This window comes from Rhodococcus sp. BH4, assembly GCF_002079265.1.
In the GTDB taxonomy this organism is placed as follows: domain Bacteria; phylum Actinomycetota; class Actinomycetes; order Mycobacteriales; family Mycobacteriaceae; genus Rhodococcus_F; species Rhodococcus_F qingshengii.
This window is the reverse complement of the sequence record NZ_CP014941.1, coordinates 2,156,824-2,176,162: the sequence shown is the minus strand read 5'-3', so window position 1 is coordinate 2,176,162 and position 19,339 is coordinate 2,156,824. Positions and strand designations below refer to the sequence as shown.

Annotated in this window: 17 protein-coding genes, 2 pseudogenes and 1 riboswitch; of the genes and pseudogenes, 8 read left to right on the top strand and 11 right to left on the bottom strand. The window is 62.9% G+C overall.

Annotated elements, in window-relative coordinates; genetic code table 11:
- Positions 1-8 precede the first annotated feature (8 nt).
- The 6 genes and pseudogenes from trpS to A0W34_RS10045 form a co-directional block, all read right to left on the bottom strand.
- Positions 9-1,043, bottom strand: a complete 1,035-nt coding sequence (gene trpS / locus A0W34_RS10070; RefSeq protein ID WP_003941025.1) for a tryptophan--tRNA ligase — start codon at positions 1,041-1,043, stop codon at positions 9-11.
- Positions 1,044-1,069: 26 nt separating this feature from the next.
- A complete protein-coding gene (locus A0W34_RS10065) occupies positions 1,070-1,564 on the bottom strand; it encodes a barstar family protein (RefSeq protein WP_047271784.1) in 495 nt (164 codons plus the stop codon).
- Positions 1,564-2,082, bottom strand: a complete 519-nt coding sequence (locus A0W34_RS10060; RefSeq protein ID WP_081558783.1) for a ribonuclease domain-containing protein — start codon at positions 2,080-2,082, stop codon at positions 1,564-1,566. Before A0W34_RS10060 ends, A0W34_RS10065 begins: the two co-directional genes overlap by 1 nt.
- A gap of 26 nt (positions 2,083-2,108) precedes the next feature.
- The gene (locus tag A0W34_RS10055) at positions 2,109-2,954 is read right to left on the bottom strand and encodes an exodeoxyribonuclease III (protein WP_080726638.1); all 846 of its coding nucleotides are present in this window, start codon (positions 2,952-2,954) and stop codon (positions 2,109-2,111) included.
- A gap of 36 nt (positions 2,955-2,990) precedes the next feature.
- Positions 2,991-4,200, bottom strand: a pseudogene (locus A0W34_RS10050) (MFS transporter).
- Between the two features lie 130 nt (positions 4,201-4,330).
- Entirely contained in the window at positions 4,331-5,554 is a 1,224-nt protein-coding gene (locus A0W34_RS10045; protein WP_003940772.1) for an NADP-dependent isocitrate dehydrogenase, read from the bottom strand.
- 305 nt (positions 5,555-5,859) lie between these two features.
- Positions 5,860-6,000, top strand: a riboswitch (SAM riboswitch).
- A gap of 143 nt (positions 6,001-6,143) precedes the next feature.
- Here A0W34_RS10045 and A0W34_RS10040 point away from each other — a divergent pair.
- The 4 genes from A0W34_RS10040 (at position 6,144) to A0W34_RS10025 (ending at position 11,125) form a co-directional block, all read left to right on the top strand.
- The gene (locus A0W34_RS10040; protein ID WP_007727392.1) at positions 6,144-7,469 is read left to right on the top strand and encodes a bifunctional o-acetylhomoserine/o-acetylserine sulfhydrylase; all 1,326 of its coding nucleotides are present in this window, start codon (positions 6,144-6,146) and stop codon (positions 7,467-7,469) included.
- On the top strand, positions 7,466-8,602 hold the full coding sequence (gene metX / locus A0W34_RS10035) for a homoserine O-acetyltransferase MetX (RefSeq protein ID WP_003940997.1): 1,137 nt from the start codon (positions 7,466-7,468) through the stop codon (positions 8,600-8,602). The genes A0W34_RS10040 and metX overlap by 4 nt, the downstream gene beginning before the upstream one ends.
- Before the next feature lie 118 nt (positions 8,603-8,720).
- Entirely contained in the window at positions 8,721-10,550 is a 1,830-nt protein-coding gene (locus A0W34_RS10030) for a DEAD/DEAH box helicase (protein ID WP_232330012.1), read from the top strand.
- Positions 10,550-11,125: a hypothetical protein gene (locus A0W34_RS10025; RefSeq protein WP_081557634.1), complete on the top strand. Its 576-nt coding sequence runs from the start codon at positions 10,550-10,552 to the stop codon at positions 11,123-11,125. Before A0W34_RS10030 ends, A0W34_RS10025 begins: the two co-directional genes overlap by 1 nt.
- Positions 11,126-11,130: 5 nt before the next feature.
- Here A0W34_RS10025 and A0W34_RS10020 read toward each other — a convergent pair whose 3' ends face one another.
- Both A0W34_RS10020 and A0W34_RS10015 read right to left on the bottom strand, forming a co-directional pair.
- On the bottom strand, positions 11,131-11,415 hold the full coding sequence (locus A0W34_RS10020) for a DUF3017 domain-containing protein (RefSeq protein ID WP_003940740.1): 285 nt from the start codon (positions 11,413-11,415) through the stop codon (positions 11,131-11,133).
- Between the two features lie 5 nt (positions 11,416-11,420).
- The gene (locus tag A0W34_RS10015; RefSeq protein ID WP_007727401.1) at positions 11,421-12,278 is read right to left on the bottom strand and encodes a bifunctional methylenetetrahydrofolate dehydrogenase/methenyltetrahydrofolate cyclohydrolase; all 858 of its coding nucleotides are present in this window, start codon (positions 12,276-12,278) and stop codon (positions 11,421-11,423) included.
- Positions 12,279-12,309: 31 nt separating this feature from the next.
- Between A0W34_RS10015 and A0W34_RS10010 the strand changes: the two genes are divergently transcribed.
- Positions 12,310-12,822, top strand: a complete 513-nt coding sequence (locus A0W34_RS10010; protein WP_230587437.1) for a GNAT family N-acetyltransferase — start codon at positions 12,310-12,312, stop codon at positions 12,820-12,822.
- Positions 12,823-12,854: 32 nt separating this feature from the next.
- Positions 12,855-13,130: a DUF1905 domain-containing protein gene (locus A0W34_RS10005; protein WP_007727403.1), complete on the top strand. Its 276-nt coding sequence runs from the start codon at positions 12,855-12,857 to the stop codon at positions 13,128-13,130.
- A 6-nt stretch (positions 13,131-13,136) separates the two neighbouring features.
- On the opposite strand, the gene A0W34_RS10000 is transcribed toward A0W34_RS10005, so the two are convergent.
- Complete coding sequence (locus tag A0W34_RS10000; protein WP_003940770.1) at positions 13,137-13,757, bottom strand: pentapeptide repeat-containing protein; 621 nt, start codon at positions 13,755-13,757, stop codon at positions 13,137-13,139.
- A gap of 223 nt (positions 13,758-13,980) precedes the next feature.
- Here A0W34_RS10000 and A0W34_RS33400 point away from each other — a divergent pair, with 223 nt between their 5' ends.
- Positions 13,981-14,367, top strand: coding sequence for a hypothetical protein (locus tag A0W34_RS33400; RefSeq protein ID WP_232330070.1), 387 nt, complete (start codon positions 13,981-13,983; stop codon positions 14,365-14,367).
- Between the two features lie 17 nt (positions 14,368-14,384).
- Here A0W34_RS33400 and A0W34_RS33395 read toward each other — a convergent pair.
- Positions 14,385-14,480 (bottom strand): annotated as a pseudogene (locus A0W34_RS33395) (DUF2510 domain-containing protein); the annotation flags it as partial.
- A gap of 136 nt (positions 14,481-14,616) precedes the next feature.
- Here A0W34_RS33395 and A0W34_RS09990 point away from each other — a divergent pair.
- A complete protein-coding gene (locus A0W34_RS09990; protein WP_007727408.1) occupies positions 14,617-15,081 on the top strand; it encodes a tRNA (cytidine(34)-2'-O)-methyltransferase in 465 nt (154 codons plus the stop codon).
- Between the two features lie 6 nt (positions 15,082-15,087).
- On the opposite strand, the gene A0W34_RS09985 is transcribed toward A0W34_RS09990, so the two are convergent.
- Entirely contained in the window at positions 15,088-19,272 is a 4,185-nt protein-coding gene (locus A0W34_RS09985; RefSeq protein WP_081558782.1) for a bifunctional nitrate reductase/sulfite reductase flavoprotein subunit alpha, read from the bottom strand.
- Between the last annotated feature and the right edge of the window lie 67 nt (positions 19,273-19,339).

The following is a 19,339-nucleotide window of genomic DNA, read 5'->3' as shown; positions in this document are numbered from 1 at the left end:
CGCGTAAGTCAGCCCTTCGGTGCCAGGAATCCGACCTTGTCATAGACAGCGGCGAGAGTGCGTGAAGACACCTCACGGGCGCGGTGCGCTCCAGCCGCGATGATGCGATCCAGCTCTGCCTCGTCGGCAAGGTAACCGTCGACCTTCGCCTTGAGTGGGGTGACGAACTCGGTCAGCACGTCAGCGGTATCGGTCTTGAGGTCGCCGTACCCCTTGCCCTCGTAACCGGCCACCAGAGTCTCGATCGGTACTCCCGAGAGAGCCGACTGAATGGTGAGCAGGTTGCTGACGCCCGGCTTGGCCTGCGGGTCGAAACGAATCTCGCGCTCGTTGTCGGTGACGGCCGACTTGATCTTTTTTGCCGACACCTTCGGATCGTCGAGCAGATTGATCAGTCCGGCCGCACTGGCGGCGGACTTGCTCATCTTGGCGGTCGGATCCTGCAGGTCGTAGATCTTTGCCGTGCCCTTGATGATCTGCGGCTCGGGAACGACGAACGCCTTGCCGTAGCGGGTGTTGAACCGGCCGGCCAGATCGCGTGCGAGTTCGAGGTGCTGACGCTGATCCTCACCCACGGGGACGCGCTGCGGGCGGTACAGAAGGATGTCCGCGGCCATCAGAACCGGATACGTGAACAAACCGACACTGGCGTTGTCGCTGCCTTGCTTGGCGGACTTGTCCTTGAACTGCGTCATACGGCTGGCTTCACCGAAACCGGTGATGCAGTTCAGGACCCACGCCAACTGTGCGTGCTCGGGAACCTGACTCTGTACGAACAGCGTCGCCCGATCCGGATCGATCCCCACCGCAAGGAGCTGAGCCACCGCAACCTTGGTGCGACGACGCAATTCCTTCGGGTCCTGCGTCACCGTGATGGCGTGAAGATCCGGAATGAAGTAGAAAGCGTCGAAATCGTCCTGCAACGGAACCCACTGCTGCAGCGCACCCAGGTAGTTGCCGAGGTGGAAAGAATCCGACGTCGGCTGGATTCCGGAAAGCACGCGAGGCTTTGCGGTGGGCTTCTGTTCTGCAGGGGTCGACATGGTTCCGATCTTTTCACGAGTGGAAATCAGTGCAGTGGCGTGGTGCCCGGGTAGTCGAGTTCGACGAGGTCTTCACCGTGGGCGGTGAGGTCCTCCGCACCGAACTGGTAGACGGTCCGGAAAACGACGGGTTCCCATTCTTCGGCGTAGAAGTCCATCGTTTCGCGGAACCACTCCAACTGATCCTGTTGCTCGGACAGTAGAGAACCCGCACCTCGGACCACAACTACATATCCGGCGCCGAGTCCGAGGACGTCGTCGAGATCGCGCATGACATCGTCGAAAGCGTCTTTGTTTCGCCCGAAGTGGGACGGAAACTGGAAGGCTGCCGCAAACTCGTCGAAGACCTGCGCCGTTGTCCGCATGTTCTCTCCGCGAACCACCCGAACGATAAAATTCTCGGCACGGAGTTGACGTGCAAGATCATCTGCAACGGCCGGGTCGCTCTGCAGCGCCACCGAAACCACATCCGAAGACGGATCCAGCCACTGCGCCACGCTGACCGTAGACGAATCGGACATCAGCGAATCCTCACAAACGTGTCGTAGTGATCGAGGGTGTACCACGCCGAACCGTCGTTGCCGGTGACGATTCGCTCGGCGTCGCGTCCTTGGCCGTTCTTCTTCGCGTTGACGTCCCATTCCTGATAGACGACACGTCCGCCACCGGCACCGACAGCGGGCAGACGGCCTTCGCTGTTGCGGAAGGTGATGCCGCCCTTGGTGCCCGGCGCATTGGCGGAATCCGGCCACCTCCCGGCGTCGATCTCGACCAGCGTGGCGAGCACTCGCGCCGGCGCATCGGTGCTTGTCTGCTGCGTTGGCTTGGCAGCGGAATTCGAGGGCGCGGAACTCGACGGCGCAGCCTTGGTGGTGGCGCCGGGCTTGGCTTGAACACTCGAGGACTGAACGCTCGAGGACTTCGTACCCGACGACGCCGAACTGTCGGAGTCACGTGAAGAAAGGGTGACCGCCAGTACGAGCGCAACCACCGCCACCACGACGGTGATGATGGCGTTGCGCGTCTTTGCGCTCGGCATTTTCAGACCTTCAGACATACGCGTCTCTATCGGTACGAGACGGTGACAGGCGCATGATCCGACCAACGGAGGTCGTAGGACTCAGCGCGTTCCACGAGCGCGACCTTGGCCCGCTCGGCGTATCCGCGAGTGGCAACCTGGTAATCGATACGCCAACCCGAATCGTTGTCGAATGCCTTTCCGCGGTACGACCACCACGAGTACGGGCCGTCGACACCCGGATGGAGGGTGCGGAAGACGTCCACCCACGCGGAATCTTCGGCGAACAGCAGATCCATCCAGGCGCGCTCCTCGGGGAGGAATCCCGAAGACTTCTTGTTGGTCTTCCAGTTCTTGAGGTCGAGTTCGGTGTGCGCGATGTTCCAATCGCCGCTGACCACCACGTGACGATCGGCAGCCTCGGCCGCCGCAGCGGTGGTAGCGAGGTGAACTGCGAAGGACGCCATGAACCGCTCCTTCTCCTCCTGCTTCGGCGTGAGCGCCTCACCGGAGGGCAGGTACAGGCTCGCGACGGTCAGATCCGCGAAGTCGGCTTCGATGTATCGACCGGCGTCGAGAAACTCGTCGTCCCCGTGACCGATCCGCACCGCGTCAGGTTCCGTGCGTGAGAGCACCGCGACTCCGTTGCGTCCCTTCGCGGACGGCTCGGCGGAGACGAGGAACCATCCGTTGCCGAGCGCTGGTTCGAGAGTCTCGCGAAGCTGATCGTCCGACGCACGCGTTTCCTGAAGGCAGATGAAATCCGCCGACGTCTTCTCCAGCCAGTCGAGCATGCCCTTGCGGGCAGCTGCTCGAACGCCGTTGACGTTCACGGACGTGATGGTGTGGGGCGCAAGAATGTGGGAGTCAGCAGTTTGTGGCACGGCAAGCACCGTAGCCGATTCCACCGACGCGGATGGGCGCCCAGGTCAGCGCGCGGCCCTACGCTGCAGAATCACCGCTACCGCCAGCACGACGAGACCCGCGACGGCCAGCAACGACCCCACCGCTGCCGGCGCGGTGTACCCGTAACCGGCTGCGATGACGACGCCGCCGATCCACGCTCCGAAGGCGTTGGCGATGTTGAGTGCGGCGTGATTGAGAGACGCGGCCAAGGTCTGAGCATCCTCGGCGACATCCATCAACCGTGTCTGGAGGCCAGGCACCATCGACGACCCGGCGAGCCCGATGAGGAAGACGAAGATCAGTGCCGTGTACGGATTGCGCACGGCGATCACGAAGACCGCGAGGATCACAACGAGGGATCCCATCGACAGGAACAAGCCCTTCATCAGTGCGCGATCCGCGAGGTATCCACCGACGAAGTTGCCGGCCACCATGCCCAGTCCGTACAGCATGAGTGCGAGGGGAATGAACGAAGCGCCAAGCCCGGACACGTCGGTGAGAGTCGTACTGATGTAGGTGTAGACGGCAAAACATCCCGCCGAATCCGACCATGCCCACGATCAAGGTCATCCACACCTGAACGCGGCCCAGTGCCCCGAGTTCGGTGATCGGATTCGTCACCGGCATACCGTCCAACCGCGGAATCCAGACGAACAGCGAAGCAACCGTTGCCACTCCGATCACCGCAACCAAGGCGAAGGCGCTGCGCCAGCCGAGTGCCTGGCCGATCCAGGCCGCGACCGGCACACCGATCACGTTGGCCACGGAAAGACCCATCATCACCATGGCGACGGCCTTCGCGCGTTTTCCCGGTTCGGCCAGGTGAGCTGCGACCAGTGCGGCGACTCCGAAATACGCGCCGTGCGGCAATCCGGCGACGAAGCGGGCCATCATCAGCGTCGTGTACGAGGGCGCGAAAACCGAGGCGGCATTGCCGACGGTGAACGCGACCATGAGTGCGATCAACAGGGTGCGGCGCGGTACTCGTGCGGTGAGTGCAGCGATCAGCGGAGCGCCGACGACAACCCCGAGCGCGTACGCCGAGATCACGTGACCCGCGACGGGTTCCGAGACGCCGAGTCCGGATGCCATTTCCGGGAGCAACCCCATGGCGACGAACTCGGTTGTGCCGATACCGAAACCGCCGAGAGCGAGAGCGAGCATCGCCGGACCTCTGGCGGAACGAACCCCGGGTGTCGAGGTGTCAGAACGGGAGAGGGTAGACGAAGTCACTGATCAATTGTGGTCTCACACCTGGTTGAACTTCCAAGTGAGAGCGGGTGAGTTCACTCACGTGAGACCGCGAACACAAATGGGACGCCCGGTTTCCCAGACGTCCCATTTGACAGGTGAAGCGGTGAATCTACTTCGCGGCCATGGCCTTCTGCAGGTTCACGTCGAGCGCGCCGAGGAACTCCTCGGTGGTCAGGTAGCCCTGATCGCCGCCGACCAGCATCGAGAGGTCCTTGGTCATCTGGCCGCTTTCGACGGTCTTGATGACAACGTCTTCGAGCGCCTGCGCGAAGCCGATGACCTCAGGGGTGCTGTCGAGCTTGCCACGATGCTCGAGCCCGCGGGTCCACGCGAAGATGGACGCGATCGGGTTGGTCGAGGTGGGCTTGCCCTGCTGGTGCTGACGGTAGTGACGCGTCACGGTGCCGTGAGCAGCCTCTGCCTCACAGGTCTTTCCGTCCGGTGTCAGCAGAACCGACGTCATGAGGCCGAGCGAGCCGAAGCCCTGGGCCACGGTGTCGGACTGGACGTCGCCGTCGTAGTTCTTGCATGCCCAGACGTATCCGCCCTCCCACTTGAGAGCGGAAGCGACCATGTCGTCGATGAGGCGGTGCTCGTAGGTCAGACCTGCAGCATCGAACTCAGCCTTGAACTCGGTCTCGTAGACGTGCTGGAAGATGTCCTTGAAGGCACCGTCGTACGCCTTGAGAATGGTGTTCTTGGTGGACAGGTACACCGGGTAGTTCTGCTGCAGTCCGTAGGTGAGCGACGCGCGAGCGAAGTCACGGATGGACGTGGTGAAGTTGTACTGCCCCTGGACGACGCCGCCCTCTTCGGGGAAGTTGACCAGTTCGTGCTCGATCGGTGCGCTGCCGTCCTCAGGCGTGTAGGTGATCATCACCTTGCCGGGGCCGGGGACCTTGAAGTCTGTGGCGCGGTACTGGTCGCCGAATGCGTGACGGCCGATGATGATCGGCTTGGTCCAGCCCGGAACGAGTCGCGGAACGTTGGAGATGATGATCGGTGCGCGGAAGATCGTGCCGCCGAGAATGTTGCGGATCGTTCCGTTCGGGGAACGCCACATCTTCTTGAGACCGAATTCCTCGACACGTGCCTCGTCCGGCGTGATCGTGGCGCATTTGACGCCGACGCCGTGCTTCTGGATCGCGTGCGCTGCGTCGATGGTGACCTGGTCGTCGGTCTCGTCGCGGTACTCGATACCGAGGTCGTAGTACTCGAGGTTCACATCGAGATACGGATGGATCAACTTGTCTTTGATGAACTGCCAGATAATGCGCGTCATCTCATCGCCGTCGAGTTCGACGACGGTGCCCTCAACCTTGATTTTGGACATGGGTGCTTCGCGTCCTCCTAGGAAGTTTCCCTGGTTACACGGTTGCGGTCACACTTTGTGAGTGGGTCCGCGAACGGTTCGATTATCAAACCTAGACGGTGTGGACTGATCTCGGGAGATGAGTCCCAAACAAGACAAGCGTACTGCTAACCCATGAGGCCGCAACCGGCAGGTCCACTCATCGGTCTCTACTCGCGAGTAACTTTTGCCTGCTAGTGGGCTGCGTCGCTCTGCCTCGCGTGCGGTTGCGGCTCACATTTCGCCCCGTGTCAGGACTGCGCTCACTTCCCGGTAGAATCCGACTTGGTCATGAGTGCCAGCGTCAAGCCCCGGCTCGCTGGACGGCAACCCTCCAACCGCGGTGGGGTGCCCCGGGTGATGACCAGGTTTCCCGACGTGGATCTGCTCGCGCAGTTCCACCGCAATTCGGGTGACAAGCGCGGGTCCGACAGGGACGGACCCCAGACCGGGCCGAGCCCCACGGAGGTATTTCAGTATGTGTCGCACTTGTAGATAGACCCCAGCACGGGGCGGCGATCATTCGCCCCCGTCCGACATCTATCCGTCAGACCACTGGAGTGAACAAATCATGACCGACAACACAGCCGACGCCGCAGCAACTTCGGATCCGACCGCGAACTGGTCGTTCGAGACCAAGCAGGTGCACGCCGGACAAACAGCGGACACCGCCACAAATGCGCGCGCTCTGCCGATCTACCAGACCACCAGCTACGTCTTCGACAGCACCGATCACGCTGCGGCACTGTTCGGCCTCGCCGAGCCGGGCAACATCTACACGCGGATCATGAATCCCACACAGGACGCCGTCGAGCAGCGCATCGCTGCCCTCGAAGGCGGGGTCGCCGCACTCCTCCTCTCCTCGGGTCAGGCCGCCGAGACCATCGCGATCCTCAACATCGCCGAGGCCGGCGACCACATCGTCTCCAGCCCGTACCTGTACGGCGGCACGTACAACCTCCTGCATTACACCCTTCGTAAGCTGGGCATCGAAGTCACGTTCGTCGAGGATCCCGACAATCTCGAGCAGTGGCGCGAAGCCATTCGCCCGAACACGAAGGCGTTCTACGGCGAAACGATCGCCAATCCGAAGAACCACATCCTCGACCTACCCGGTATCTCGTCACTGGCCCACGAGAACGGTCTTCCGTTGATCGTGGACAACACAGTCGCGACGCCGTACCTGCTTCGCCCACTCGAACACGGCGCCGACATCGTCGTTCACTCCGCCACCAAATACCTTGGTGGACACGGCACCGCGATCGCCGGCGTCATCGTCGACGGTGGCACTTTCGACTGGACGCAGGGTCGCCACACGAACTTCACGACGCCTGATCCCAGCTACCACGGCGTCACCTTCGCGGACCTCGGCGCGCCGGCGTTCGCACTCAAGGCCCGCGTCCAACTGCTGCGCGATCTCGGTTCCGCCGTGGCGCCGTTCAACGCGTTCCTCATCGCGCAGGGTATCGAAACCTTGAGCCTGCGCATCGAGCGCCACGTATCCAATGCACAGAAGGTCGCCGAATTCCTCGACGGTCACGTCGAGGTCGCCTCCGTTTCCTACGCGGGACTCCCCTCCTCGCCATGGTTCGAACGCGGAAAGCAGCTGACGCCCAAGGGAACCGGCGCCATCGTCACCTTCGAGCTGCCCGGCGGTATCGATGCGGGCAAGACGTTCGTCAACGCCCTGACGCTGCACAGCCACGTCGCCAACATCGGTGACGTTCGCTCACTCGTGATCCACCCCGCCTCGACGACACACTCGCAGCTCACCCCCGAAGAGCAGCTCGCCTCCGGTGTCACCCCCGGGCTCGTTCGCCTCGCGGTCGGCATCGAAGGAATCGACGACATCCTCGCCGATCTCACCGTCGGCCTGGCAGCGGTGGCAAACTCGTGACCGTGAACGAATTGGAGCCCAGGATCGACCTCCTGCCCCCACCCGACGGCCAGGTGGGGTTCGTCGACATCGGTGCCTTGGAACTCGAAAGCGGCGCGGTGCTCCCATCGGTTTCGCTCGCCGTTCAGCGGTGGGGTGAGCTTTCCCCGAACCGCGACAACGTAGTACTCGTCGAGCACGCACTGACCGGAGACTCACACGTCACCGGACCGATCTCCGCGAATCAGCCCTCCCCCGGCTGGTGGAACGGGATGGTCGGCCCCGGCGAACCGATCGACACCGGCGAATGGTGCGTCATCGCAACCAATGTCCTCGGTGGTTGTCGCGGCACGACCGGTCCCAGTTCGCCGGCCGACGACGGCAAGCCGTGGGGCAGCAGGTTCCCGGAGATCTCCATCCGGGATCAGATCGCGGCGGAGAAGAAGCTCGTCGATCTCCTCGGGATCGACCAGTTGGCCTCGGTAGTCGGCGGATCCATGGGGGGCATGCGCACCCTCGAATGGGCAGTTACCTACCCGGACAGCATTCGCTCCGCGTTGGTTCTCGCAACCGGTTCACGGGCCACTGCAGATCAGATCGGCACCCAGACGACGCAGATCGCGGCCATCGTCTCCGATCCGGATTGGCAGGGCGGTGACTACCACGGAACGGGGCGGGCACCTCGCGCCGGGCTCGGCATCGCTCGTCGCATCGCGCACCTGACGTACCGCACCGAGTCCGAACTGGACGCGCGCTTCGAGAACTCCGCTCAGAACGACGAAAATCCTTGGAACGGTGGACGATACGCCGTACAGAGTTACCTGGAACATCAGGCAGACAAGCTGGTCGACCGCTTCGACCCGAGCACGTACGTCCTCCTGACCGAGGCCATGAACCGGCACGACATCGGTCGTGGACGCGGCGGTGTTGCGGCGGCGTTGGCATCGATCACGGCACCGGTCGTGGTGGGCGGCGTCGACTCGGATCGGCTGTATCCCCTTCGCTTGCAGGAGGAGATCGCCGACGGAATTTCCACGTGCAGCGGCCTCGAGATTCTCAAGTCCAAGGACGGCCACGACGGCTTCCTGACGGAGGCGGACGCCGTCGCCGGACTGCTTCGCCGAACGATGGAGTTCGCGCGTACGGCTCGCTGATTCGGCACAGAGCCACGTTTTCAGGATTCGTCAATGTCGGGAAAACCACAGCTGATCTGCGTGTTTTCCCGACATTCTCATTGGCGAACGTGAGCCGGCGCGGCTAGCATCGGCGAACGTGAATCAGCCATGCTCGACGCGCCTGCAGGCTACGTACATTCCCGAGCACATGTCCTTCGCGTTCTGGGGTGACGCAGACCCGGCAACGCGGCTGTCGGCACTGGGGATGCCGACCGGGTCGCCGGGCGTGTGCAGGCTTGCGATCCCGGTCGACGAGTCGATCACAGCAACCGACGTCGGAGCGCAACTGCTCGACCTCACCACCGCGATCGACGCGTTCCACAACCTCGATGCTGGTCGCGGCGACCTCGGATCGTCGCTGCTCGCGTGGAAGCGCGTCATCGACACCGGCGCACATGACATTCCGACCGCAGCGCATGCCGCTATCGAGCGCGACGACACGAAGATCCGAAGCGCCGCGTCCACGGTGCGGTTGTTCACGGAAGCGCGCGCGGCCATCGAGAGTCTTCGCCGAGCAAAGATTCAGGCGACTCTGCGCCCGTATCAAATGCAGGGAGTTGCCTGGCTGACGGCTCTGTCGGGTTCGGGCGGTGGGATCTTGGCCGACGAGATGGGTTTGGGTAAGACACTGCAAGCGATTTCGATGATCGCGATCCGCGCCGGCGACGGTCCGCATCTGGTTGTGTGTCCCACCTCGGTGATAGGAAACTGGCGCCGCGAGATCGAGCGATTCGCTCCGCATCTGCCACTGCGCGTTCATCACGGGGCCGCCCGTGCACTTCCCACTCGTATCCCCGCCGGCACTACGGTTCTGACCAGCTACAGCGTCTTGCGTTCCGACGCAGCCCAATTGGCCCCGGTCCATTGGAGTTCAGTGGTCTTCGACGAGGCGCAACAGATCAAGAACCCCGCTTCCCTCGCCGCGAAAGCAGCAATGCAGTTGTCGGCGGACGTCAAGGTAGCGATGACCGGCACGCCGGTGGAGAACCGTCTCGAAGAATTGTGGTCGCTCTTTCGCGTCGCCAATCCCGACGTCCTCGGAACTCGCGCACGGTTTCGTCAACGCTTTGCCGTACCGATCGAATCCGGTCGATCGGCCACCGCGGCGACCAGGCTTGCCGCGGTCATCGATCCCTTCATTCTGCGCAGAACCAAAGACACAGTGGCCAAGGATCTTCCGCCCAAGCAGTTCTCCACGGTCTCGTGCACTCTGACGTCTGAACAGGCGCGCATCTACCGGTCGGCAGTTGCCGATGCTTTCGACTCCGGATTGGGCACGGGAATTGCCCGGCGTGGCAACATCCTTGCGCTTCTGACCACTCTCAAGCAGGTATGCAATCACCCGGCGCAGGTCACCGGCGATACGGACGACCTCTACGGAAGATCCGGAAAGCTCGACCGCGCAACGGAAATGATCGCCGAGATCGTCGACGACGGCGATCACGCGCTGATATTCACGCAGTACCGGACGATGGGCGAGATGCTCTCGCGACACCTGGGAGCCGAACTGGGTATCGGTGCCGTGCCTTTCCTCCACGGCGGCCTGAGCACCGACAAACGAGACGCGATGGTCGACGCGTTCCAGAACGAGACGGATTCACCACCGGTTCTGATTCTGAGCTTGCGCGCCGCAGGCTTCGGCCTCAACCTCACGCGCGCAAGTCATGTCGTGCACTTCGACCGGTGGTGGAACCCAGCCGTCGAGGATCAAGCAACCGACCGGGCACACCGCATCGGCCAGAAACGCACCGTCAACGTCCACACCTTGGTGACGGGCGGTACCGTGGAGGATCACATCGCAGCGATGCACGAGTCCAAACGAGCTGTGGCCGATGCTGTCTCCGGGAACGTCGAGGCCGCCCTGGCAGATCTTCCCGACACCGAACTGCGTGAACTTCTCGAACTCGACGGCGCGGTGATCATCTGATGGCCAACGAATTCGGCGTCACCGCTTGGGGTCGGGCGTGGCTGCGCACAGTGGAGCGGACAGCGGCATCCGGTCCGAACCCGTCCCTGCCGACAGCTCGAACCCTCGCACGCAACGGGTCGGTGGAATTCACCGCGGTCTCATCGGGGACCGTCGTCGCCGAGGTGAGCACCAAAGCAAAAACCTCGTCGGTGACGATTGGTGTCCCACTGTGGACCAAATCCGAAATCGCTGCAGTGAAGAGCCTTCTCCGCTCGGCTGGCAAGGCCAACAGATCCGTCTCCACCGGCGAACTACCGGACAGCGTCGTCACCGAACTGCAGGCTCGAAATATCGCAGTAGCCGTTGATCTTTCGGAGTGTACTGCCAGCTGCGACTGCTCAGGCCGACGCTCGCCGTGCGTTCACCATCTCGCCGCAATCTACGCCCTGGCCGGGCGAATCGACGAGGAACCGGTCCTCGCAGTGACGCTGCGAAGTGCACCGGACAAGGCCGGAAAGAAGTCGGCATCCGCACATTCACCGGAGTGGATCCCTTTGAGTGATATCGATATTCGCTCGTTCTACGGGGGCTGATCTTCTCAGTCGGTACCGAGCGGATCGATGGTCAGGGCGAGCGTCGCGATCAGCACACCCATAACGCCCATCGCCGCAGTGTCGAAGACCCTTCCACGCACCGCGAGCAACCCCACACGGTTCTCGGGAACGAACCACCGAGCGGCAGCTCCGATGATGACGGCAACACCGAAGACGAGGGCGCCGCGACGCCACCGGTCGGCCAGCACGAGAACCACGGCCGCCGCAATCACGGCGAGGACCGCGAGCATGGGCAGATTCTTCTTCGCGAGGCCGACCAGTGAGGACATCGGACTCAGACTCCGGCCAGAACCCGCTCGGCGCGCTCGACCACGTTGGTGATCAGGAACGCGCGGGTCAGCGGTCCGACACCACCGGGATTGGGTGAGACGAAGCCGGCGACCTCGTTGACGTCGGCTGCGACGTCGCCGCGCAGGCCGTCGTCGGTGCGACTGACGCCGACGTCGAGGACCGCTGCCCCGGGCTTGACCATGTCTGCGGTGATGAGGCCGGGAACGCCTGCGGCAGCGACGATGATGTCGGCGCGGCGAACCTCGGCCGCGAGATCGCGGGTACCGGTGTGGCAGAGCGTGACCGTCGCGTTCTCGCTACGACGCGTCAGCAGCAATCCGATCGGGCGACCGACTGTGACGCCTCGTCCGACTACCACCACGTGTGCGCCTGCAATAGGGACCTCGTAGCGGCGCAGGAGATGCAGGATTCCACGCGGGGTGCACGGCAGCGGGGCTTCCTTGCCCAACACCAGTCGACCGAGGTTGACCGGGTGCAAGCCGTCGGCGTCCTTGTCGGGGTCGATGCGCTCGAGGGCTGCGTTCTCGTCAAGGTGCTTGGGAAGCGGCAACTGCACGATGTAGCCGGTGCACTCGGGATTGGCATTGAGCTCGTCGATCGTCGCGTTGAGCTGCTCCTGCGTGATGTCGGCAGGCAGGTCGCGTCGCAAAGAATTGATACCGACCTTGGCGCAGTCGTTGTGCTTGCCGCGCACGTAAGCCGCGGATCCGGGGTCGTCGCCCACCAGGATGGTGCCCAAGCCGGGTGTGATGCCCTCTGCCTTCAGAGCGCTCACCCGCACCTTCAGGTCTTCGAAGATTTCGTCGCGGGTAGCTTTGCCGTCGAGGATCGTTGCAGTCACGGCGACCATTGTTCCAGGTTAGGGTCGATGAGTGACAACGGCTCCGGAACTACGCGGCCCGAGGGTGCTCCTCTCCCCCGTCGCGCCCGATCATCACGCCCGTCTGCGGGCAATTCACCTGCACCCGGACGTCGTGCACTGGTGGCAAAATCCCGACGACGACTGGCCTGCAGCGCCGGAGGCTGGCACCACGCGCTACAGCATCTTCCACGGCGACCACATGATCGGCTTCATCCAGTGGTATGAGGCGGAGGACAACCCCGACTTCCGCCACGCCGGGCTCGACTTGTTCCTCGATCCCGACTTCCACGGCCGAGGGTTCGGTCGCGAATCGATTCGCGTGCTGTGTGCCCACCTGATCGACGACCTCGCATTCCACCGTCTGGTCATCGACCCGGAAGTCGACAACTCCGTCGCCATCGCGTGCTACCGATCGGTGGGGTTCAAAGACGTCGGGGTGATGCGCGAGTATTCGCGAGATCGCCACGGTGTGTGGAAGGACGGACTGTTGATGGATCTGCTCGCACGGGAATTCATCCGCTGATCGACTGGTACGAGTTCGAAAGGACCGACATCATGTTGCTGGACAAGGAATTCACGGCCACCCTGCAGAAGAGCGACGCCAAGGGAGGGTGGACTTATGTGATCTGGCCGGAGTCCGCCGAGTTCTTCGGCACCCGCGGCCTGGTCAAGGTACGCGGGACGATCGACGGACATCCGTTCCAGAGTTCGTTCATGGCGTTGGGAGACGGTAACCACAAGCTGCCGGTCAAAGCCGATCTTCGCAAAGCCATCGGCAAGGAGACCGGCGAGCTGGTGACGGTGCGCCTCGAGGAGCGCTTGGAGAGCTAGGCGCTGCTACTTCATGTCGACGACAAGACCGTGCGCCGACGCGTACGCCACCGCCTGCATCAACTCGATCTGCGCGTTTCCGACGGACGCGGACGTCCACAGGCTCGGATCGATCCGTGCACCGCGCAGGTCTGCACCTTCGAGTTTGAGTCCACCCGTACGAGCACCGGACAGATCCGCCGACGCCAGCACCGCGCCCCGCATGTCGGCCCGAACCAGGTTCGCTTCACGGAAGCGGCATGAGGTGAAGTCGATCTTTCTCAGGTCCGCCCCGCCGAGTGAGGTCAGCGAGAAGTCGACTTCGTCGAGCGTCAACGGCCGGATGCGGCAACCGTCGAACGTCGACCCGAGCAGACTGCAGTTTCGGAACGTGCTGTGCCACAGGCTGGTCCGGGCAAAATTGCACGAGCGGAACGCAGTTCCCGTGTGCACGGACTCCCCCAGATCGGTGCCGGTGAAATCACAATCCGTGAACACCACCGACTCCGTCGTGAGTCCGGTGAGGTCGGCGTCTCGGAAATTGCAGTTGGTGAAAGTGCGCTGACGCCACTTCTGCCCGGCCAGCCGCGCGTCTGAATAGTCTTCGCCGACGACATCGTCGGATTCTTCGGGGAGCATGCCGTCCATACTGCCCCGCCGCACCGACACCGGTTCAGCGCCCCTGATGGCGGCGGACAATCAGCCAGCCGACACCCAGCGATCTCGTCCGTCGCTACCAATCCCACACACCATGGGAGTGCCCTTCTTTGTCACGCCTGTCGCTCCAGGTGACGAGCAGAATGATCCCGGATTCACCGTTCCTCCCGACGGTTTCGGGGGGACGTAGGCGGGTTCTGTTGTCTTCGGCGGTGTGTACGCAGGAGCGGGCGGAACATACGGCGTAGTCGTGGTCTCCGGGACCTGCGGAACCAGCGGCACTATTGCCACGGTGGTTGTCGTCGGTGGCGGCACGATCGTTGTCGTCGTCGGCAAGAGGGACGAAGTCGTGGTCTTCGTCGTCGACGGGACCGTGCTTTTGGTTGTCGTCGCTGCAGCTGTCGTCGAAGAGGTCGCAGCAGGCGTCGTCGATTCTTCCGACTTGCCCGCTCCCGTCGCCGCGGCGATGGCAACCAGCCCCACGACTGCCGCGCCGGCGATCCACGGCCACTTACGCCGCGTCTTGCCTTCCTCGGCGTTAGTGTCCGGCACCGCCGATCCGGGTGCGCCGAAGACCTGCGTGGGAGTGCCGAAAGCCTGAGTGGGTGCGTCGACGCCCTTGGGCCGTGTCTGCGCGGTCCACTGCTGACCGTCCCAGTAACGGTCGATCGTGGGGTCGAAGGGGTCGGGGTTCCAACCGGCGGGAGGGTTCATCAAAATGTCCGTTCTGCGAAGAGTGCCGGAAATAGATTCGCACGGACTGGCCGGTTTGTTACCAATTCGCCCACACTTCTCCACCGCTCTTCTCGCAGACGCGGGCACCGATATGCCGCCCGGTACAGTTCCTCGAGTGTTCCGAGTGATGTTCCACGAGCCCCGCATCCCACCCAACACCGGAAACGCGATCCGCATGGTCGCGGGCACCGGTTGCGAACTCCACCTGGTCGGCCCTCTCGGGTTCGACTTGTCGGAGCCGAAGCTCAAGCGCGCAGGCTTGGACTACCACGACCTGGCGACTGTCACGGTCCACGAAAACCTGACCGCTGCCTGGGAAGCCGTCACCCCCGCTCGCGTGTTCGCCTTCACCGCGCACGCGACCACGTCGTATGCCGATATCGCCTACCAACCCGGCGACGTCCTGCTGTTCGGGCCCGAACCCACCGGACTGTCCGAAGAAGTATTGGCGGACGAACACGTCACCGAGCGCCTGCGTATCCCGATGCTGCCCGGACGCCGGTCCCTCAACCTGTCCAACGCTGCCGCCCTCGTGACGTACGAGGCCTGGCGTCAGCACGGGTTCAAGGGCGCTGTCTGATCGACGTCAGTAGACGTCCCGGACATAGCGCTTCTCCGCCGAAAGAGCCTTCACGTATGCCTCGGCACTGCGAGGAGCCAGTTTCCCGTGTTGAGCGACCACCCCGTTGAGGGCACTGTCGACGTCCTTGGCCATCCGGTTGGCATCGCCGCAGACGTAGAAGTGCGCTCCCTTCTGCAACCACTCCCACAGCAGCGCACCCCGCTCACGCATCCGGTCCTGCACGTAGACCTTGTCGGCTTGATCCCGGGAAAACGCGAGGTCGAGTTCGGTGAGGAATCCGTCTTTCCGCAATTCTTCGATTTCTTCGCGGTAGTAGAAGTCGGTCGCGGCGTGCTGTTCTCCGAAGAACAGCCAGTTCGGGCCCGTGTGCCCCAATGCCCGCCGCTCATGCAGGAAGGCACGGAACGGTGCAATGCCGGTCCCCGGACCGACCATGATCATCGGGGTCTCGGGATCGGAAGGTGGCCGGAAGTGGGTCGACTTCTGCACGTAGATACCGATGTCGTCATCGTGAGCGTGGTCGGCGAGGTAAGTCGAGCACACTCCACGCCGTGGGACACCCGCAACGTTGTATCGCACCGCGGACACCGTCAACTGCACTTCGCGTGGGTTCTCCTTCGGACTGGAAGATATCGAATACAGCCGCGGCTGAATCGGTTTGAGCAGCGAGAGCCATTCGTCTGTCGAGGCACGAACGGGCGACTGCGCGAGAATGTCGACGGACTGTCGTCCCCACGACCAGTCTTTGAACGTGGAGACATTCTCCGGCTTCAACAACTCGGCCAGGTCCGAATCGCGGGTTCGTTGATGCACGAATCGAATCATGTCGGTCGAGATTCGAGTGATCTCCAAGCGCTCGGTGAGCGCGGTACGCAGCGTCATTTCCCCGTACTGCCCCAGTTCGACGGTCTCGTCACCGTCGAGGCCGGTAAGGGTGAGCCACTCGTCGACAAACGGAGAGCTGTTTCGGGGCCAGACTCCGAGAGCGTCGCCGGCTTCGTAACTGACCGTGTCACCTGGAAGGTGAAAGCCCAACTGCCGCACGTCTTTGGAAGAACCCGGACGGTTGAGCACGACATTGCGCGTCAAGGCTGTGGTCAGCGGCGCCTTCTTGTTGTATCGCAGCGGCGGCGACATCGCCGGTGAAATCGGCGCGGCTGCAACGGTTGTCCCAGAATTCTTCTTTGCAACGAGGACGTCGGTCGTCTCGCCGGCCACCGAGCTCCGAAGCTCAGCCGTGACCGCCTCCAGCCATCCAGCAGCGGTGTCCTCGAAATCGGGCTCGCAGTCGGCGCGATCGACGATACGACTGGCTCCCAGTTCGGCAAGGCGGGCGTCGAGCTTTCGTCCGTGTCCACAGAAGTCGGCATAGTTCGAGTCGCCGAAAGCGATGACTGCATAACGTGTCTCGGACATGCGGGGCGCCGTGTCAGCAGACAACGCATCCCAGAAACCGCTGCCGTTGTCCGGGGATTCGCCGTCACCGGAGGTACTGGTGATCAGCAGGACCTCTCTGGTAGTTGCCAGGTCGGCGGCGGGGAACTCGTCCATCGCGTGCATCACCACGGGCAAGCCGATTCCCCCGAGACGAGTGGCGCACTCAGCAGCGAATTCTTCCGCGTTTCCGGTCTGGGATGCCCAGAGCACCACGATCGGCGCGCGCTCGGATCCAATACTCGGACTCGATGACAACGCAAGCCCGTCGGTGTCAGGAAGTGAGATCCGCGAGTACAGGCCGGCCAGAACACCGTCGACCCACATCCGCTTTTCGGCATCGAAGGGTGCCGTCGACGGCAAGGTAGGTACCCCGGCAGTGCGATCGGCGTCCGCACGCAACGCAGCGAGAAGGCCGGCCAGGTAGCTCTGTTGGAGCGGATCGAATACCACTGCAGGTGTTCCTGTTTGACCGAGGACGCCCGCGAGGACATCGGTTCGCGACAAAGCCCGATCAGCTGGCGCGGGAGCCACCAGCGCCGCCTCGGCGAGCACTGTTTCAGGTGTGTTCACGGCGACCTTCGTCATAGTGACAGCGCAGGCTTTGAACTCCGGTTGCTGCGAGGCAGGGTCGATGGCGTCGTTGGTGACGGCGTTGATGGACAGATATTCACCGAAGGCGTCGTTCCAGTGAAATGGGGCAAAGCAATTCCCCGGACGCACTCGGTCGGTGACAACAGCCGGAAGCACAGCGCGACCGCGACGTGAGGCAACCTCGATCGCATCCTGGTCGACGATGCCGAGCCTGGCGGCGTCGTCGGGATGGATCTCGACGAAGGGACCTGGGTTGAGCTTGTTCAACTTGGCCACCTTGCCGGTCTTGGTCATGGTGTGCCACTGGTGCGCGAGACGACCGGTGTTGAGCAGGAAGGGGTAGTCGTCGTCGGGCATTTCGGCGGGAAGCATGTGCGGCCGTGCGAAGAACATCGCACGGCCAGTAGCGGTGGGAAATGCGAGCCGCGGAGTGCTGCCGTCATCGCGGATCAGGAGCCTTTGACTGACACCGTCATTGACGTATCGGATGGGATGACGGTCCTGATCACTGTCTGGCGGGCATGGCCACTGGATCGATGTCTTGCGGAGGCGCTCGTAGGTGACGCCGCGTAAGTCGTAGCCGGTCTTCGGATTCCAGAACTGCTTGATCTCTTCGAACACCTCTTCGGCACAGGTGTAGGTGAACGCTTCGGCGTACCCCATCTCGCAGGCGATCCGGGCGATGATCTGCCAATCAGGCAGCGCCTGCCCAACCGGATCCAGTGCCTGCTGAAAGAGCGTCAGGTTGCGTTCGGAATTGATCATCACTCCGTCGGACTCTGTCCACAGCGAAGCAGGCAGCAGAACATCGGCGTATTCGTTGGTCTCGGTGCCCAGGAAAGCATCCTGGGTGATGACGAGGTGGGCCTTCTCCAAGCCGTCGATGACGGTCTTGCGGTTGGCTACCGTCGCAACGGGATTGGTGCAGATGATCCAGCACGCTTTGATGTCACCCGCCGCCATTCGGGAGAACATGTCGATGGTGCCACCGCCGATGTCGGTGCGCAGCGAGCCCTGCGGGATCCCCCATCGCTCCTCGACGAAGTCGCGATCGGCGTCGACCATCACGGCGCGCTGGCCGGGCAAACCTGGCCCCATGTAGCCCATTTCACGCCCACCCATGGCGTTCGGCTGACCGGTCAACGAGAACGGACCGCTGCCGGGCTTGCAGATCGCACCGGTCGCAAGGTGAAGGTTGCAGATGGCGTTGGTGTTCCACGTGCCGTGGGTGCTCTGGTTCAAACCCATTGTCCAACAGCTCATCCAGTTGGCGGCCTCACCGATCCACTGCGCTGCCGTGTGGATGTCGGCTTCGGAGATACCGGTGATCTCGCTGACCTTCGCAGGCGTGTACTCCGCGAGGAAACTGGGCATGACCTCCCAGCCTTCGGTGAAGTCGGCGATGAAGTCCGGATCGGTGTGGCCGTTTACGACGAGCAGGTGGAGTAGTCCGTTGAGTAGCGCGAGATCGGTGCCGGGAGCGATCTGCAGGAACAAGTTCGCCTTGTCGGCGGTGGCGGTGCGTCGAGGATCGACGACGATCAACTTCGCGCCCGCCTTGACCCGCTCCTGCATTCGAAGGAAGAGGATCGGATGGCAGTCCGCCATGTTCGCGCCGGTCACGAAGAACACGTCGGCATGTTCGAAGTCCTGATAGGAACCGGGCGGTCCGTCGGCCCCGAGCGATTGCTTGTATCCGGTGCCGGCACTTGCCATGCACAGTCGGGAATTCGATTCGATCTGATTGGTCCCGATGAAGCCCTTGGCCAGTTTGTTCGACAGGTACTGAGCTTCGAGTGACATCTGCCCGGACACGTACAACGCAAACGCGTCGGGACCGTGCTCGTCGATGATTGCCCGCAGGCGCTGGGCGGTGTCAGTGATGACTGCGGCCATGTCCGCCGCTTCGATCGCATCACCTCGGCGCGGACGGCGATATGCAGATTCCATGCGCCCCGGGCCTGCGAGCATGTCTGCGGTCGTGGTGCCTTTGGTACACAGACGCCCGAAGTTGGTGGGATGTGTCTTCAGACCGGAAGACTTCGCAGCCTTCCGACGTCCCGTCTCCGGATCGGTGATGATGTCGAGGACAAGACCACAGCCGACCCCGCAGTACGCGCAGAGTGTGTCGACACTGGTGGTGGTGAGTTGAGCGCCCATCGATTCATGCATCCCTTCGACCGAGGATCAAGGTCGACTTCTATCTTCGGATGCAGTTGTTTCGGGA

Bases quoted from the DNA above. Each gene is read 5' to 3' on its own strand.
- A0W34_RS10020 (WP_003940740.1), bottom strand. From the start codon at position 11,415: ATGTCCTCACTGGTCGGCCTCGCGAAGAAGAATCTGCCCATGCTCGCG.
- A0W34_RS10000 (WP_003940770.1), bottom strand. From the start codon at position 13,757: ATGGACGGCATGCTCCCCGAAGAATCCGACGATGTCGTCGGCGAAGAC.
- A0W34_RS10040 (WP_007727392.1), top strand. From the start codon at position 6,144: ATGACCGACAACACAGCCGACGCCGCAGCAACTTCGGATCCGACCGCG.
- A0W34_RS10025 (WP_081557634.1), top strand. From the start codon at position 10,550: ATGGCCAACGAATTCGGCGTCACCGCTTGGGGTCGGGCGTGGCTGCGC.
- A0W34_RS10065 (WP_047271784.1), bottom strand. From the start codon at position 1,564: ATGTCCGATTCGTCTACGGTCAGCGTGGCGCAGTGGCTGGATCCGTCT.
- trpS (WP_003941025.1), bottom strand. From the start codon at position 1,043: ATGTCGACCCCTGCAGAACAGAAGCCCACCGCAAAGCCTCGCGTGCTT.
- A0W34_RS10045 (WP_003940772.1), bottom strand. From the start codon at position 5,554: ATGTCCAAAATCAAGGTTGAGGGCACCGTCGTCGAACTCGACGGCGAT.
- A0W34_RS09985 (WP_081558782.1), bottom strand. From the start codon at position 19,272: ATGGGCGCTCAACTCACCACCACCAGTGTCGACACACTCTGCGCGTAC.
- A0W34_RS10005 (WP_007727403.1), top strand. From the start codon at position 12,855: ATGTTGCTGGACAAGGAATTCACGGCCACCCTGCAGAAGAGCGACGCC.
- A0W34_RS10060 (WP_081558783.1), bottom strand. From the start codon at position 2,082: ATGCCGAGCGCAAAGACGCGCAACGCCATCATCACCGTCGTGGTGGCG.